The organism is Streptomyces sp. NPDC058964 (assembly GCF_042741275.1).
Taxonomy (GTDB): Bacteria; Actinomycetota; Actinomycetes; order Streptomycetales; family Streptomycetaceae; genus Streptomyces.
In genome coordinates, this window is sequence record NZ_JBHYKH010000201.1 from 1 (window position 1) to 14,903 (window position 14,903).

14 protein-coding genes are annotated in these 14,903 nt (G+C 71.7%); 9 read left to right on the forward strand and 5 right to left on the reverse strand.

Annotated elements, in window-relative coordinates:
- Both ACFW2E_RS23785 and ACFW2E_RS23790 read left to right on the forward strand, forming a co-directional pair.
- Positions 1–622: substrate-binding domain-containing protein (locus ACFW2E_RS23785; protein ID WP_384469092.1), on the forward strand; the 622-nt coding region annotated here is incomplete at its 5' end.
- Complete coding sequence (locus tag ACFW2E_RS23790; protein ID WP_384469093.1) at positions 619–1,530, forward strand: carbohydrate kinase; 912 nt, start codon at positions 619–621, stop codon at positions 1,528–1,530. The genes ACFW2E_RS23785 and ACFW2E_RS23790, both read left to right, overlap by 4 nt.
- Before the next feature lie 169 nt (positions 1,531–1,699).
- Here ACFW2E_RS23790 and uvrA read toward each other — a convergent pair whose 3' ends face one another.
- Entirely contained in the window at positions 1,700–4,738 is a 3,039-nt protein-coding gene (uvrA, locus tag ACFW2E_RS23795; protein ID WP_384469094.1) for an excinuclease ABC subunit UvrA, read from the reverse strand.
- Between the two features lie 223 nt (positions 4,739–4,961).
- On the opposite strand from uvrA, the gene ACFW2E_RS23800 reads away from it, so the two are divergent.
- The 4 genes from ACFW2E_RS23800 (at position 4,962) to ACFW2E_RS23815 (ending at position 7,589) form a co-directional block, all read left to right on the forward strand.
- Positions 4,962–5,651 (forward strand): maleylpyruvate isomerase family mycothiol-dependent enzyme, encoded by a 690-nt coding sequence (locus tag ACFW2E_RS23800; protein WP_384469095.1) that lies wholly within the window; start codon positions 4,962–4,964, stop codon positions 5,649–5,651.
- A gap of 46 nt (positions 5,652–5,697) precedes the next feature.
- Entirely contained in the window at positions 5,698–6,351 is a 654-nt protein-coding gene (locus ACFW2E_RS23805; protein WP_384469096.1) for an MBL fold metallo-hydrolase, read from the forward strand.
- A 248-nt stretch (positions 6,352–6,599) separates the two neighbouring features.
- Complete coding sequence (locus ACFW2E_RS23810; RefSeq protein ID WP_384469097.1) at positions 6,600–6,923, forward strand: hypothetical protein; 324 nt, start codon at positions 6,600–6,602, stop codon at positions 6,921–6,923.
- A 144-nt stretch (positions 6,924–7,067) separates the two neighbouring features.
- Positions 7,068–7,589 (forward strand): universal stress protein, encoded by a 522-nt coding sequence (locus tag ACFW2E_RS23815; RefSeq protein ID WP_384469098.1) that lies wholly within the window; start codon positions 7,068–7,070, stop codon positions 7,587–7,589.
- Positions 7,590–7,687: 98 nt separating this feature from the next.
- On the opposite strand, the gene ACFW2E_RS23820 is transcribed toward ACFW2E_RS23815, so the two are convergent.
- Positions 7,688–8,026 (reverse strand): helix-turn-helix transcriptional regulator, encoded by a 339-nt coding sequence (locus tag ACFW2E_RS23820; RefSeq protein ID WP_384469099.1) that lies wholly within the window; start codon positions 8,024–8,026, stop codon positions 7,688–7,690.
- 403 nt (positions 8,027–8,429) lie between these two features.
- On the opposite strand from ACFW2E_RS23820, the gene ACFW2E_RS23825 reads away from it, so the two are divergent.
- From ACFW2E_RS23825 to ACFW2E_RS23835, 3 genes are all read left to right on the forward strand, one after another.
- The gene (locus ACFW2E_RS23825; protein ID WP_384469100.1) at positions 8,430–8,807 is read left to right on the forward strand and encodes a hypothetical protein; all 378 of its coding nucleotides are present in this window, start codon (positions 8,430–8,432) and stop codon (positions 8,805–8,807) included.
- A gap of 250 nt (positions 8,808–9,057) precedes the next feature.
- On the forward strand, positions 9,058–10,116 hold the full coding sequence (locus ACFW2E_RS23830) for a TerC family protein (protein WP_384469101.1): 1,059 nt from the start codon (positions 9,058–9,060) through the stop codon (positions 10,114–10,116).
- Positions 10,113–10,532 carry a hypothetical protein gene (locus ACFW2E_RS23835; protein WP_384469102.1) on the forward strand — a complete coding sequence of 140 codons (420 nt, stop codon included), beginning with the start codon at positions 10,113–10,115 and terminating at the stop codon, positions 10,530–10,532. The genes ACFW2E_RS23830 and ACFW2E_RS23835 overlap by 4 nt, the downstream gene beginning before the upstream one ends.
- A gap of 998 nt (positions 10,533–11,530) precedes the next feature.
- Here the strand turns inward: ACFW2E_RS23835 and ACFW2E_RS23840 are convergent.
- The 3 genes from ACFW2E_RS23840 to crtI form a co-directional block, all read right to left on the reverse strand.
- Positions 11,531–12,541 carry a DUF5914 domain-containing protein gene (locus tag ACFW2E_RS23840; RefSeq protein ID WP_384469103.1) on the reverse strand — a complete coding sequence of 337 codons (1,011 nt, stop codon included), beginning with the start codon at positions 12,539–12,541 and terminating at the stop codon, positions 11,531–11,533.
- Positions 12,538–13,542, reverse strand: coding sequence for a phytoene/squalene synthase family protein (locus ACFW2E_RS23845; RefSeq protein WP_384469104.1), 1,005 nt, complete (start codon positions 13,540–13,542; stop codon positions 12,538–12,540). The genes ACFW2E_RS23840 and ACFW2E_RS23845 overlap by 4 nt, the downstream gene beginning before the upstream one ends.
- Positions 13,539–14,903 (reverse strand): phytoene desaturase family protein (gene crtI, locus ACFW2E_RS23850; RefSeq protein WP_384469105.1); only part of this gene is annotated, 1,365 nt, incomplete at its 5' end. The genes crtI and ACFW2E_RS23845, both read right to left, overlap by 4 nt.

The window sequence follows — 14,903 nt, forward strand, 5'->3', positions numbered from 1 at the left end:
GGTCGAGGCACCGGCCGGCCACTCCTTCGCCTTCGACCAGGTCTGCACCGAGAACGCGGCCCCCATGGCACAGCTGGTCGCCCATCTCGCCGGGCTCGGCCACCGCGGGATCGGTCTGGTGGCGGGCCGGCGGGGGTTCAGCACGACGCGTGAGCGGATCACCGGGTACCGGCACGGCCTCGCCGCCGCCGGGTTGCCCTACGACGAACGGCTCCTGGTCCACGGCGACTCGGAGGCGGCAGGCGGCGAACGGGCCACGACCGCCGTGCTGTCCCTGCCGGTGCCGCCCACCGCGCTGGTCACCGCCAACAACGCGATGACCATCGGCGCCCTGCGTGCCCTGCGCGCACGCGGCCTGAACGTGCCTGACGACGTCGCCCTGTGCTGTTTCGACGACTTCGCCTGGGCGGACCTGTTCTCGCCCCGGCTCACCGCGATCGCCCAGCCCAGCAGAGAGATCGGCGCGCGGGCCGTACGGGTGCTGCTGGACCGTCTCGCCGCACCGGACCGGCCGGCCCGGACCGTGCGACTGCCCTGTGCCTTCGTCCACCGCACGTCGTGCGGCTGCCCGGAGCGGCCCGCGCGGGCTGCCGACCAGCCCAGGAAAGGAACCGAATCGTGATCGTCGTCGCCGGTGAGGCACTGATCGACCTGGTACCGCAGGGCACCGGTGCCCTCGCGGGGCTGCAGCCGGCGCTCGGCGGCGGCCCGTACAACACGGCCGTGGCCCTCGGCCGTCTCGGCTCCCCCACGGCCTTCTGCTCCCGCACGTCGTACGACGCCTTCGGCGAGGCCCTGCTCGACGGGCTGCGACGAGCGGACGTGGACGTCACGGGTGTGCAGCGCGGCGCGGAGCCGACCACCCTCGCGGTCGCCACCCTCGACTGGAACGGCTCGGCCGCCTACTCCTTCTATGTCGAGGGCACCGCCGACCGCCTGTTCACGGCTCCCGCCGACCTGCCCGCCCCGGCCCGGGCGGTGTCCTTCGGCACCTGCTCGCTCGTCCTGGAACCGGGAGCGAGCGCCTACGAGGAGCTGATGCGGACCGCGGCGGCGCGGGGGCTCTTCACCGCACTCGACCCGAACATCCGGGCCGGTCTGATCCCCGACGCGGACGCCTACCGGGCACGGTTCAGGAGCTGGCTGCCTGCGGTGACGCTGCTGAAGGTCTCGGAGGAGGACGCGGAGTGGCTGGGTGGCACCCCGCGCGAGTGGCTGGCCGCGGGACCTTCGGCCGTCGTGCTCACCCGGGGCGGCGACGGGCTGACGGCCTTCACCCGGGACGGCGCCGAGCACTCCGTGCCGGGCGAGAAGGTGCAGGTCGTCGACACCATCGGCGCCGGCGACACGGTGAACGCGGCCCTGCTGCACGGCCTGTCCACACAGGACGCCCTCTCCCCCGAGGGGCTCGCCGGCCTGGGCGCCGACGGCTGGACACGGCTGCTGCGGTTCGCGGCGCGCGCGGCGGCGGTGACCTGCTCACGGGCGGGGGCGGAACCGCCGTTCGCCGCCGAACTCGGGGACTTCTAGGGACTCTTGCGACACTGGTGCTGTTGTCAAGGTTCGGCCTGCCGCACGGTTCGCGGGACCTGGCGAACCGCAGGGCCGTGGCGGCTGATGGTGGAACGAGCGGCGCCCCGCGGGAAGTTCCCGCGGGGCGCCGTGCTTCTGAGGACTTGTCAGGACGTGGCCGCCGGGCTCACGCCTTGCGCGCCCGTGTCGTCTTCTTCGCGGGTGCCGCCTTCTTCGTGACCGCGGCCGCCTTGTCCGACGCCTTGTTGTTGGCGGTCCTGGTCGTCCGGGCCGTGGCCGTCTTCCTGGCGGTCGTCTTGGCCGCGACCGTCTTCTTGGCCGCCGTCCTGCGCGGGGCCGGCACCGAGGCCGCGTCGCTGATCCGCTCGGCGCCGAGGACCTCGCGCAGGAACTTGCCGGTGTGGCTGGCCGGAACGCCGGCGACCTCCTCCGGCGTGCCCTCGGCGACGACGAGACCGCCGCCGGCGCCGCCCTCCGGCCCCATGTCGACGATCCAGTCGGCGGTCTTGATCACGTCGAGGTTGTGCTCGATGACGATGACCGTGTTGCCCTTGTCGACCAGGCCGGACAGCACCTTCAGCAGCTTGCTGATGTCCTCGAAGTGCAGACCGGTGGTCGGCTCGTCCAGGACGTAGACCGTACGGCCGGTGGAACGGCGCTGCAGTTCGCTGGCGAGCTTCACGCGCTGGGCCTCACCGCCGGACAAGGTGGTCGCGGACTGCCCGAGCCGGACATAGCCGAGTCCGACGTCCTTCAGCGTGTTGAGGTGGCGGGCGATCGCGGGGACGGCCTCGAAGAACTCCGTCGCCTCCTCGATCGGCATGTTCAGGACGTCGGCGATGGACTTGCCCTTGTAGTGGACCTCCAGCGTCTCCCGGTTGTAGCGGGCGCCGTGGCAGACCTCGCACGGCACGTAGACGTCCGGGAGGAAGTTCATCTCGATCTTGATGGTGCCGTCGCCCGCGCAGTTCTCGCAGCGGCCGCCCTTGACGTTGAAGGAGAAGCGGCCGGGCAGGTAGCCGCGGACCTTCGCCTCGGTCGTCTCGGCGAACAGCTTGCGGACGTGGTCGAAGACGCCGGTGTACGTCGCCGGGTTGGACCGCGGGGTCCGGCCGATGGGCGACTGGTCGACGTGCACGACCTTGTCGACGAGGTCGTCGCCGTCCACGCGCGTGTGCCGTCCGGGGACGTTCCTCGCACCGTTCAGTTCGCGGGCCAGGTGCGTGTACAGGATGTCGTTGACCAGCGTCGACTTGCCGGAGCCGGACACCCCGGTGACAGCCGTGAACACGCCCAGCGGGAAGGACACGTCGATGTCCTGGAGGTTGTTCTCGCGCGCACCGTGCACGGTGAGCCGGCGGGACGGGTCCTGCGGGCGCCGGATGTCGGGCAGCGGGATGGACTTCTTGCCGGACAGGTACTGGCCGGTCTGCGACTCGGCATTGGCGAGCAGTTCCTTGAGGGAGCCGCTGTGCACGACCTTCCCGCCGTGCTCGCCCGCGCCCGGGCCGATGTCGACGACCCAGTCGGCGACCTTGATGGTGTCCTCGTCGTGCTCGACGACGATGAGCGTGTTGCCCATGTCCCGGAGCCGGACCAGGGTCTCGATCAGCCGGTGGTTGTCCCGCTGGTGCAGACCGATGGACGGCTCGTCCAGGACGTACAGGACGCCGACCAGGCCGGAGCCGATCTGTGTGGCCAGGCGGATGCGCTGGGCCTCACCACCGGAGAGCGTGCCCGCCGCGCGGTTCAGCGACAGGTAGTCGAGGCCGACGTCGACCAGGAACCGCAGCCGCTCGTTGACCTCCTTCAGCACCCGCTCGGCGATCTTCTTGTCGCGGGCGCTGAGCTTCAGCTCGCCCAGGAACTCCGCGCAGTCGCTGATGGACATGCCGGAGACCTCGGCGATCGACTTCTCCATGATCGTGACAGCGAGGACGATCGGCTTCAGACGCGTGCCCTCACAGGCGGGGCAGGGCACCTCGCGCATGTAGCCCTCGAACCGCTCGCGGCTGGCGTCGCTCTCGGCCTCGCTGTGCCGGCGCTTGACGAAGGGGACCGCGCCCTCGAAGGCCGTGGTGTAGACGCGCTCGCGTCCGTACCTGTTGCGGTACCGGACCTCGATCTGCGTCTTGTGGCCGTAGAGCAGGGCCTTCTTGGCCCGCTGCGGCAGACCGGCGAAGGGGATGTCCGTCCGGAACCCGAGCGCGTCCGCGAGGGCGCCGATCAGGCGGCCGAAGTAGTCCTTGGTGTGCCCGTGCGACCAGGGGTGGATGGCGCCCTCGTCGAGGGACTTGTCCTCGTCCGGGACGATCAGCTCCGCGTCGACCTCCATGCGCGTACCGATGCCGGTGCACTCGGGGCAGGCGCCGAAGGGCGAGTTGAAGGAGAAGGAGCGGGGCTCCAGCTCCTCGAAGGACAGGTCGTCGTACGGGCAGTACAGGTGCTCCGAGTACATGCGCTCGCGCTCGGGGTCGTCCTCGGGGAGGTCGACGAAGTCGAGCACGACCATGCCGCCGGACAGGCCCAGCGCGGTCTCCACGGAGTCGGTGAGACGGCGCTTGGCGGAGTCCTTCACCGTGAGGCGGTCGACGACCACCTCGATGGTGTGCTTCTCCTGCTTCTTCAGCGTGGGCGGGTCGGAGAGCTGGACGGTCCGGCCGTCGACGCGCGCGCGGCTGTACCCCTTGGTCTGGAGGTCGGCGAACAGGTCGACGAACTCTCCCTTGCGCTCGCGCACCAGCGGCGAGAGCACCTGGAAGCGGCTGCCCTCCGGCAGCTCCAGGACCTTGTCGACGATGGCCTGCGGCGACTGGCGCGAGATGGGGCGGCCGCACTCGGGACAGTGCGGCTTGCCGATGCGCGCGAAGAGCAGGCGCAGGTAGTCGTAGACCTCGGTGATGGTGCCGACCGTCGAGCGCGGGTTGCGCGAGGTCGACTTCTGGTCGATGGAGACCGCCGGGGAGAGGCCCTCGATGAAGTCGACGTCCGGCTTGTCCATCTGGCCGAGGAACTGCCGGGCGTACGAGGAGAGCGACTCCACGTAACGCCGCTGGCCCTCGGCGAAGATCGTGTCGAACGCCAGCGAGGACTTGCCCGACCCCGACAGGCCCGTGAAGACGATGAGCGAGTCGCGTGGCAGGTCGAGCGAGACATTCTTGAGGTTGTGCTCGCGCGCGCCACGGACGATGAGACGGTCGGCCACGCCGGTCCGCACCTTTCTTGAGAGAAGTGACAGGGGCGGGGCCCCCGTCCTTCTTCAGACTAGGGGGAGCCACTGACAACGCCGGTCGGATTCCCGGTTGCATAACAATCCCCGGTCATCCAGCATGCCCGACGCCGCACCCGACCATATAGCACGCACATTCGATTTGCGGTCCCAGTCCGCCACCTTCACCCGAAGGAGTGGCGGAGCTAGGGTCGGCCCCATGATTGATCACGCGCGTGACCTGGCGTCCGTACTAGACGCGACCGAGCGACTCCTCGCCGCAGCCGGCGCACTGGACAACGCGTCCGCCGCTGAGCCGTCACGGCTTCCCGGCTGGACCCGCGGTCATGTCCTGGCCCACCTCGCCCGCAATGCGGATGCGCTCGTGAACGTCCTGGAGGGACGTCCCATGTACGCCTCCGCGCAGGCCAGGGACGCCGACATCGAGCGGGACGCCCCGCGCGCCCTCGACGTCCAGCTCGCCGACCTGCGCGAGAGCGACGCCCGTTTCCAGGCGGTGGGGGCCGCTCCCGCGGACTGGTCACGCACCGTGGAGCTGCGCAACGGTGTGACCGACTCCGCCTCCCGGGTGCCGTTCCGGCGCTGGGCCGAGGTCGGCCTCCACCACGTGGACCTCGGGATCGGGTACGAGCTGGAGGATCTTCCGGCGGATTTCACCGAACGGGAGATCGACTTCCTCGCGGAGCGCTTCGCCGGGCACCGGAACGTGCCCTCCACCAGCCTGGTCGCCGAGGGCGGCCGGAGCTGGACCACGGGCGGCGGCACAGCCGGCGGCCCGATCGTGGTGGAGGGGACGGCCGCCGATCTGCTCGGCTGGCTCGCCGGCCGACGCGACGGCTCCGGGCTGACGGTGAAGGGCGGCGCGCTGCCGGCGCTCCCCCCGCTGTAGCACGTGGACACGGTCCCGGGCCGCCTCCCCGCTATAGGCTGCCGCCATGACGTACAGCGGTGAGGTGACGGTCGGCGGACCGGCGGACGTGCACGAACTCAAGGACCTGATGATCACCAAGATCGCGGTGGGTCCGATGGACAACAACGCCTATCTGCTGCGCTGCCGGGCCACGGACGAGCAGCTCCTGATCGACGCCGCCAACGAGGCGCAGACCCTGCTCGGCATGATCGGTGACGACGGCATCGCGTCCGTCGTCACCACGCATCAGCACGGCGACCACTGGCAGGCGCTCGCCGACGTCGTGGCGGCCACGCGCGCGCGTACGTACGCCGGGCGGGAGGACGCCGACGGCATCCCCGTGCCGACGGATGTCCTCGTCGACGACGGCGACGTGATCCGGGTGGGGCGCGTGGAGCTCACCGCGCGCCATCTGGTCGGGCACACCCCGGGTTCGATCGCGCTGGTCTACGACGACCCGCACGGCCACCCGCACGTCTTCACCGGGGACTGTCTCTTCCCGGGGGGGCCTGGTCGGACAACACTTCCGGAAGAGTTCGACTCCCTGATGGGCGGCCTGGAGACCAAGCTCTTCGACGTCCTGCCCGACGAGACGTGGATCTACCCCGGCCACGGCAACGACACCACCATCGGCACGGAGCGGCCCCACCTCGCGGAGTGGCGCGCACGAGGCTGGTAACCGTCCAACGACGACCGCCCCCGTTTCGAAGCCGAAGAGGGGGCGGTCGCGCGTTCAGGCCCGTTCCGCGCTCGGGAGGGTCACGCCCCACAGCCGGTGGCCAGCGGGAACATCGGTTACAGCGGCTAACGCTGAACCGTTGATCCTGGCCGGAGGTCTACCTGCTTCGGTGGCATCGGCACAGCCGTTGACGCCGAGATTGATTTCGGCCCAGTAGCCGGGTGTCCTGATCGCCGGTTGCTGGTCGGATGCCTCCTCGTCGGGCGCCCCCGGGGGCCGGGCCGGCGGCCGAACAGCCCGGCCTGGCCCGGGCCTTCAGCTCCAAGCACGCCGGGCCCTTTCGTACGGTGCGGTGGCAGCGGGATCACGCGTCCCCCTCCTTGTCGGGCCTGCGCCAGCAGCGCCGCCACAACGTCGTCCGCCTGACCCTCGGTCTGCGCAACGGGCGTGTCCACCATGTCGGTGGCGGCGGGGCCGAGTACCTGCCACTGAAGGCGTTCCATCAGCTCGGGATCGGCGGTGCCGCCAGGCCCGGCGGAGGTCGACCCGGGTCGGTCGGCGCGGGACGATGATCTCCGGCCCGGCCGGGGCCTCGGTCCTCAGATATGTGCGATAGAGGTTACGCGAAAAATCTTTCGCGTAAATGTTGACGTACTTTCGGCATGACCGGGAGGCTGGAAGCGTCCCCTCCACTTCTCCCGGAAAGCGCGATCGTCATGAATACCACTCGCCCGAGCTTCTCACCCGCGTCGGATGCCACCGCCCCGGTCGCCCGCCGGCGGTTCCCGGTGGCCGCGGTGCTGGCCGACCGTCTCGATGACACCGCCGTGGTGGACACGGCCGTCCGGCTCGCCACCTCACGCGGTGCACCGCTGCTGCTGATTGCGGTGCTGCCTCCACCGCCGCCCAGGACCGAGACCATCCGCCCGGACTCGACGGCGGTCCGTGCGGTGGTCGGGCGGGCCCTGCCGCGCCTGGCCCGTGCGGGGATCGCCCATCGGTCGGCCGTCTACCACCGTCCCGCTGCGCGCGGCGGCGGGCGGCTGCATGCGGCGAAGGCACTGCTGGACGCGGCGATCCTCAACGGCTGCTCGCTGCTGGTGGTATCGCACAGCGGGCCGGCGGGGCTGGATGCGTGCACGGTGATGGAGGCCGCCGCCATCCGTGGCGGCCCGTTCGTGCACGCGGTCCCGCCGGTGCCGTGGGCGCCGCTGGCCGTGCCCTGCCCGCCCCGCTGAGCCTCGGGCAAGAGGAATCGGTCCCGCCGCCCCACAGGGAGAGGACGGCCGGGACCGGCTGCCGCACTCCCCGGTGCCGGCTGCCCGGGGAGCGCCGGTTACGAGGCCGTACGTTGGGAATCGGCGACGGGAGCGTCCTCGCGATGCAGGAAGGTGGCCAGGAGGTCGCCGACGGGGTGGTCGGCCTCGCTGGGATGGCGCAGGGCGACAGTGGGATCGATGGTGTAGCGGTTTCGGCGGCCGACGCGCTCGCGGGTGAGGTATCCGGCCGCTTCGAGGTCGGCGACGATCAGTTGGACGGCGCGTTCGGTGATGCCGATGGCGTCGGCGACGTCACGTCCGCGCGCCTCGGGGTCGCGGGCGAGGGCGATCAGGACCCGGGCATGGTTGGTCAGGAAGGTCCACTGGCCGCCGCGCGGGCTGGAGGGCTGGCTCATGGCCTTCATCATACGAAGCCGACTTCGCATGATCAACAAAGTTTCGCGAAAATAGATTTACGAAAAAGTTTTCGCGTAACTGCTGATGGGAATCAGAGGGGCAGGTGCCGCTGGACGCGCCCTCACCACCCTCTTCGACCCTGCCGAAAGGGGGTCCTGATGTCCTCCCAGACCTCCATCCCGACCCTGACCCGCCCGGCAGACACCGGCTCTCCTGTGCTGCCGCTGTCCCTGCCGCACCCGGTCACCGCGCTGGTGACCAATGGTCCCGACGACCTGGCCGTGGTGGACGCGGCCGTGCGGCTGGCCGCTCCCCGCAAGACTCCGGTGCTGCTGGTCGCCGTCCTGCCCACGCCGTCGCAGATCCCCGGAGCGCCCCCGTGCGGACGCGCAGGCAGCGCCGGTGTTCCTGGCCCGGGTGCTGCCCCGGCTGCGTGCGGCCGGGGTCGGCTACATCCCGGTCGCTCACCGCGTCCCGGCCGAGAGCGGCGGGCAGCCCAGGCTGCGGGACGCGGACGGTGTGCTGGCCCTGGCCGCACGCCACCATTCACCGCTGGTGGTGGCCTCCAGCCGGGGACCGGCCGGTCTGGACGCGCACAGCCTGATCGAAGCCTCCGCCGTACGCGGCGGCCCCTTCGTCTACGCCGTCGCACCCACCCGCCAGGCCGTACCTGTCGCCGACGTGGAGCTGGCTCCGGCGGACCTGTCGCCCGCGGGGGTGCGCAAGGTGTGGACGTTCGCCCAGCGCCGTCTGTCCACAGCACGACGGATCGAGGCGTGATGAACGGCCTGCACGCGCTCGCACCCCGTGGACCTGGTCGTCGGCGGCCTGCGCCTCGCCCTCGCACTGCGCCCGCGCCGCCGCCGCACCGCTGTCCGCCGGCCCGCCTGAACCGGGGAGGTGAACGCCTGGACGAACTGAATCAGCGCCCGGGCCCGGCAGCCCTCCGAAGCCCGCCAGGCCCGGGGCACTACTCCCACCTTCTTGTCCGCCCTTGCCATTACGCCCCGCACGAGGAAGCCGATCCACCATGAATGAACTGTCGTTCACCGTCCCACTGTGGGTATGGGCTGCGGTCACGCTCGCCATCGGCGTGATGCTCGCCATCGACCTGATCGCCCACCGCGACAACCACGTGATCGGCTTCCGCGAGGCCGCGCTGTGGAGCGGCCTGTGGATCGCCATCGGCCTAGGCTTCGGCCTGATCCTGTGGGCGTGGCAGGGCGGCGAGGCATCGTCGACGTACTACGCCGGCTACCTGATCGAAAAGGCCCTGTCGATCGACAACGTCTTCGTCTTCGCGCTGGTCTTCTCCTTCTTCGCCGTGCCCGACGCCTACCAGCACAAGGTCCTGTTCTGGGGCGTCATCGGCGCGCTCGCGGCCCGGCTGGTGTTCATCTTCATCGGCGCCGAACTGCTCCAGGTGTTCTTCTGGACCGCCTACCTCTTCGGGGCATTCCTGATCTGGACCGGCTACAAGATGGCCGTCTCCAAGGACGAGGAGGTCCATCCCGACCGCAACCCCGTCGTCCGCCTCGTCAAGAAGATCATCCCCACCCATCCGCGATTCCACGGCGACAAGTTCTTCATCCGCGTCAGCGGCAAGCGCATCGCCACGCTGCTGTTCGTGGTCCTGGTCGCGGTCGAGGCCACCGACCTCATCTTCGCGGTCGACTCCGTCGCCGCCGTCCTGGCCATCACGACCAACACCTTCATCGTCTGGACCGCAAACGCCTTCGCCGTCCTCGGCCTGCGCAGCCTGTACTTCTGCCTGGCCGGGCTACTGCGCCGCTTCGCCTACCTGCACTACGGACTCGCGGTGCTGCTCGCCTTCGCCGGCGTCAAGCTCATCCTCTCGGAGACACCCGTCGGCAAGCTGCCCATCCCCCTCACCCTCGGCGTCATCGCCGTCACCATCACCGTCTCCATCGCCTGGTCCCTCATCGCCACCCGCGGCGAGGACAGCGACAGCGGCGAAACCGCTGCCCAGACGGACCACACGGCCGACACGCAGCCACACCCGGCCACCGGCGCCCACGCCTCGCCCCCCTCCGCCGGCCCGGACCATCCGGAAGGACGGCCGTCATGACCACCCTCAGCCCCCACCGACCAGTACACCCGCCCCGCCCCGCCCCCGTCCACGCCTGCTCCGCCGCCGGCTGCCCGGGAGGCGGTGGCGTCCTGGCCATCCTGACCGGCGCCCGCGCCGATGCTGACGTGGCCGCCCACGCGGGCCGGCTCGCCGCCCGCACCGGCCGCAAGGTCACCGCGGCGGTCGCCTTCCGCTCCAACGGCTTCAGCGTCAACGCCCTACTCCACATCACCCGCCACCGGCGCCTCACCCACCAGGCGGAAGCCGTTCTCGCACCCGCACCGGACCCCTCGCCGCAGCCGGTCACTACGGCAATGCCATCGTCCTGTTCCCCGCCCGCACCAACCCCTTTCACCGCCTACCCACCCGCGCCCTGGCGCGGTTCGCCACCCGCATCGGTGCCACAACCGTGATCACTTCCGTGCCCCTCCACCCACCCGGCCAGTACTTCGCCAGAGTCCACGACGCGTCCGGCGCCACATCCCGCACCGCCGATCCCTCCGGACCCCCACCCACGTCGTTGAACATCGCAAACGCGCTGTGCACCCTGGCCCCCGCGGGCCGGGCCAAGGGCACAGCCGCCCTGACCAGTTCAGCCGGGCCGGTGGCTGCGCGCAGTTCTACGCGGCTCGCGCGCCCCACCGTCATGCCGGCAGCCGGACACGGTGCGGCACGAAGGGCTCGTCGTTCCCGGCACCCGCACTCGACATCGGAGCCCGTCGTCGGCCTGCGCTCTGGTCACCGTCCAAGAACGAACGCCGGGCGCCGGAAGCTTCCAGAGCAGCGCCCTGGGAGGACTGTTCGGCGGGCGGTTCCCCAGCACAGCGAGCTGCTCCACTTCCCTGGACGCAACCGGTGGTCGGCCGCGTCGTTGGCGGACCGGCGGTGAGGAAGTCGGTGGCGTTCAGGGGCAGCGCCGTTCGGAGGTGCAGCATGCGGGCCGGGAACGGACGATGAAGGCATGCAGCACCCACGTCTTTCGTCACGGCATGGTTCGAACGCGCAGGCACCGTCACGCGGACCACACCTCGACGGCCGGGGTCTGCGGGCACAGGTCCTGCTTGGCGGGTGCGGCTGTGTTCTGTTCGTGGGCCTCTTCGTTCTGGTCTTCGTGAGTGTTGTCGCTTGGTGGTTCGGTATTCACGCATGGAAGTGGCCCGGCGTCGGCGGTTGACCGAACACGGGCAGGTTCGTTCTCGGCCGGCTGCTCATCCATACCCGCTGTCGGCCGACCGCCCGAGATCGGACCGGTTGCTCCTCGCCGCACCGTGTGCCATCCCGTCACCGGGAGCGGTGGCCGCCGAGCCGGTGACGGACGATGCCCCTGACCGCGTGGCCCGCTTCGCGCGCTGGTTCGCCTGCGAGGACGCACTGATGGTGTGGAGAGCGGGGAGTACCGGCACGCCCAGGGTCAGCCGGGTGACCGGTCGCTTACCCGCAGGTCGCAAAGCCGCTCGGCGTAGGCGAGATCGTCGCGCCAGAGGCGGCCCGCCGCAGTGCGCAGCAGGGGGCGCAGGGCCGGGGCCAGGACGCGGGCGAGGGCGAAGCCGGGCCGCTCGGAGGTGGCCAAGACGGCTTCCACGACGGCGGTGCGGGGCCGGCCCAGTTGGTCCGGGCCGAGGGGGGTGGCATGGGTCTCCACCACGGACCCGGCTCCCTCACCGTCGGTGATGCGCATGAGCACCGTGCGCGGCTCGGGAGCGGTGAACTCCGCCCGCACCGGCACCACGATCCGCCGGGCGAGGCGGAAGGAGACGTCGACGACGAAGGTGTCGTCTTCCGTCCCGTCGCCGGGGGCCCGGACGACGGTGAGGTCGACGAACGAGTACGGGTGGAACCACGCGCCGTGCCAGGGGTCGAGACGGTTGGCGACGACGTCCCTCGGCTCACAGGTCCCGACGCCCGTCCAGACCGCGTGCAGGGACCGCGGGAGCGCAGGCCTGACCGGCACCACCGGAGCGGGCGTCGGCTCCTCACCGCCGACCGCGTCCAGCCGCACCCACACCAGCACGCCGTCGTCGTGGACGGGCAACGGCTCCCAGCCCGCGTACGCCGATCCGTCCAGGGACAGACCGTGCCAGTGGCAGACCAGGGTGCCGCAGCGCACCGGGCTGTACCTCAGCGGAGCGCCCAGGTGGGGACACCGGCCGGGGCCGCCCACCAGGCGCCCGCGCGCGTCGCGCCAGACGACGACCTCCGTGCCCGCGACGGTGACCGGTAGCGGGCGGGTGGGCGGGACGTCCGCGGTCGCGCCCACCACGAACCAGTTGCCCGACGGGCGGGCCAGGGCGCGCTTGAGCGCTCCCGCGATGACGGCGGGCCGGGCGTGCCGCCACGTGGGCGACTGGTGCTCCCAGCGCACCGGGCGGCGGCGCAGACGCAGCGGATAACGGGCCCTGCGCCTGCTCGGGCCGGGGGTCATCCGCTCTCCTCGACGGGGATGGGGCAGGACCTGGTCACGGTGACGGGGGCCTGCCCGATGTTGCGGCGGGCGGCGAGCCGGGCGGCGGCGGCCCTGGTGAGTCCGTCGGCGGCAACGACCGCGCGCCGGCGCCGGGAGACCACCGCGCGCCGGTGCAGCACCGAGTACCCGTCGTCGGCGATGGCGTCGAGGATGCTCCCGTAGAGCACGTAGGCGGTCCTGATGCAGGGTCGCGCCACCGGGTCCAGCATGGCGAGGCCCGGCGCGGCCTGCCGGTAGACGGCCCGGGTCATGTCCTCCCCGCCCCGCAGTGCGGCCGTGATGCGCCGGTCCCGGCGCCCGGTGCTTCTGCTCCAGCGCAGCAGGTCCCGGTCGACGCCGTGTGCGGCGAGCAGGTCCTCGGGCAGGTAGACCCGGCCGCGGTCCAGGTCCTCACCGACGTCGCGCAGGAAGTTGGTGAGCTGGAACGCGACCCCCAGCGCGGCCGCGTGCGGCGCCGCCTCGGCCCGGGGCACGACGGTGCCGAGCACGGGCAGCATCTGCAGTCCGATGACCGCGGCGGAACCGTGCATGTACGCGTACAGGTCGTCGTAGGTGGCGTACGCGCCGACGGTGAGGTCGCTGCGCATCGACGCCATGAAGTCGGTGAAGTGGGCCGGGGCGATGGCGTGGCGGGAGGCGGTGTCGGCGACGGCGAGGACTACCGGTTCACCGGCCGGTGGGGCCCCGGCGAGCGCCTGCCGCAGCTGTGCCTCCAGCCGGTCCAGGGCTGCCGCGCGCTGCGCGGGTGTGGCAGGTTCGCCCAGGTCGTCGACGATGTCGTCGGCCCACCGGGCGAAGCCGTACAGCGCGTGCACGGCGGGTCTGCGCGCCGCGGGCAGCAGCCGGGTGGCCAGGAAGTAGGTGCGGCCGTGGCGGGCGTTGAGCCGTCGGCACCGCTCGTAGGCGGCGCGCAGGGCCAGGTCGGTGATGCCGGCGGCGTCGAGTTCGCGCCGGCTCATCGCTCCGCCCCCCGCGGGGCCGCGGAGCGCTGCGGCGCGCGTTGCGGGGACGTGGATCCGGTGATCCGCGCCGCGGCGAGCCTGCCGGAGATCAGCACGGTCGGTACGCCGACGCCGGGGGTGGTGCCGCAGCCCGCCAGGACGACGTTGTCGACGCCGCGCACGAGGTTGCGAGGGCGGAACGGGCCGGTCTGGGTGAAGGTGTGGGCGGCCGAGAAGGGCGTGCCGGCGGCATGCCCCTGCTCGGCCCAGTCGGCGGGTGTCACCAGGCACTCCTCTTCGACGGCGGAGGCGATACCGGTCATTCCCCGGCACTCCAGGGTGGCCAGGAGGCTGTCCCGGTAGCGGGGGGCGAGCCCTTCCCAGGCCGCGGCCGGCATCCCGACCTCGGTGTTGGGGCAGGGGGCCAGGACGTAGTGCAGGTGCCGTCCCGGGGGCGCCAGGCCGGGGTCGCCGGTGGTGGGGCGGGTGATCAACAGGGACGGGTCGGTCATCAGGCTGCCCGTCCTGGTCAGTTCCTCGAAGGTGCGCCGCCATGCGGAGCCGAAGGACAGCGTGTGGTGGGCGAGGTGTGACCAGGTGCGGGTGGTGCCGACGTGCAGGACGACGGCCGACGGCGCGTAGCGCAGGCGGACCGGGCGACGCGGGCCACGGCCCAGCAGCCGGTGGGCGACGGGGAGGTCGGGAGTGAGGACGACCGCGTCGCACGGGATGCGCGACTGCTCGGTGCACACCGCCGTGACGCGGTCGCCCCGCCGCTCCAGGCGCGTGACCTCCTGGCCGAAGCGCAGTTCGGCACCGGCGTCGGCAGCGGCGGCGGCCAGGGCACGGGGCAGGGCATGCATGCCGCCGCGCGGGAAGTACACGCCGGCCACCGTGTCCATGTACGCGATGACGGCGTACGCGGCCAGGGCGCGCGACGGTGCGACACCGGCGTACAGGGACTGGAAGGAGAACACCCGCTGGAGGCGATCGTCGGTCAGGAACCGGGCGATGCGTGTGTCCAGCCGGCCGAAACCGCCCAGCGCGGCGAGCCGCGCCAGGTCGGGCGTCAGCAGGCCCAGCGGGGAGTCGAAGTTGGCGTCGATGAACCGGCGCATCTGGACCGCGTACAGCCGGTGGAGCCAGCGGCGCAGCCGCCGGTAGCCGGCCGCTTCCCGGGCTCCGGCGAACCGCTCGACCTCCGCCTCCATCACGGCGGCGTCGGTGTGGACGTCCAGGGTGCTTCCGTCGGCGAAGCAGGCCCGGTAGGCGGGGTGGAGGGGGACGAGGTCGACGCGGTCGGCGAGGCGCTCGCCGACCGCCGCGAACGCCTCGTCGGCCAGCTGCGGCATCGTCAGGACGGTCGGTCCGGTGTCGAT

Coding starts and splice junctions, on each gene's coding strand:
- ACFW2E_RS23800 (WP_384469095.1), top strand. CDS start 4,962: ATGATTGATCACGCGCGTGACCTGGCGTCCGTACTAGACGCGACCGAG.
- ACFW2E_RS23805 (WP_384469096.1), top strand. CDS start 5,698: ATGACGTACAGCGGTGAGGTGACGGTCGGCGGACCGGCGGACGTGCAC.
- ACFW2E_RS23810 (WP_384469097.1), top strand. CDS start 6,600: ATGCCTCCTCGTCGGGCGCCCCCGGGGGCCGGGCCGGCGGCCGAACAG.
- ACFW2E_RS23815 (WP_384469098.1), top strand. CDS start 7,068: ATGAATACCACTCGCCCGAGCTTCTCACCCGCGTCGGATGCCACCGCC.
- ACFW2E_RS23820 (WP_384469099.1), bottom strand. CDS start 8,026: ATGAGCCAGCCCTCCAGCCCGCGCGGCGGCCAGTGGACCTTCCTGACC.
- ACFW2E_RS23830 (WP_384469101.1), top strand. CDS start 9,058: ATGAATGAACTGTCGTTCACCGTCCCACTGTGGGTATGGGCTGCGGTC.
- ACFW2E_RS23835 (WP_384469102.1), top strand. CDS start 10,113: ATGACCACCCTCAGCCCCCACCGACCAGTACACCCGCCCCGCCCCGCC.
- ACFW2E_RS23840 (WP_384469103.1), bottom strand. CDS start 12,541: ATGACCCCCGGCCCGAGCAGGCGCAGGGCCCGTTATCCGCTGCGTCTG.
- ACFW2E_RS23845 (WP_384469104.1), bottom strand. CDS start 13,542: ATGAGCCGGCGCGAACTCGACGCCGCCGGCATCACCGACCTGGCCCTG.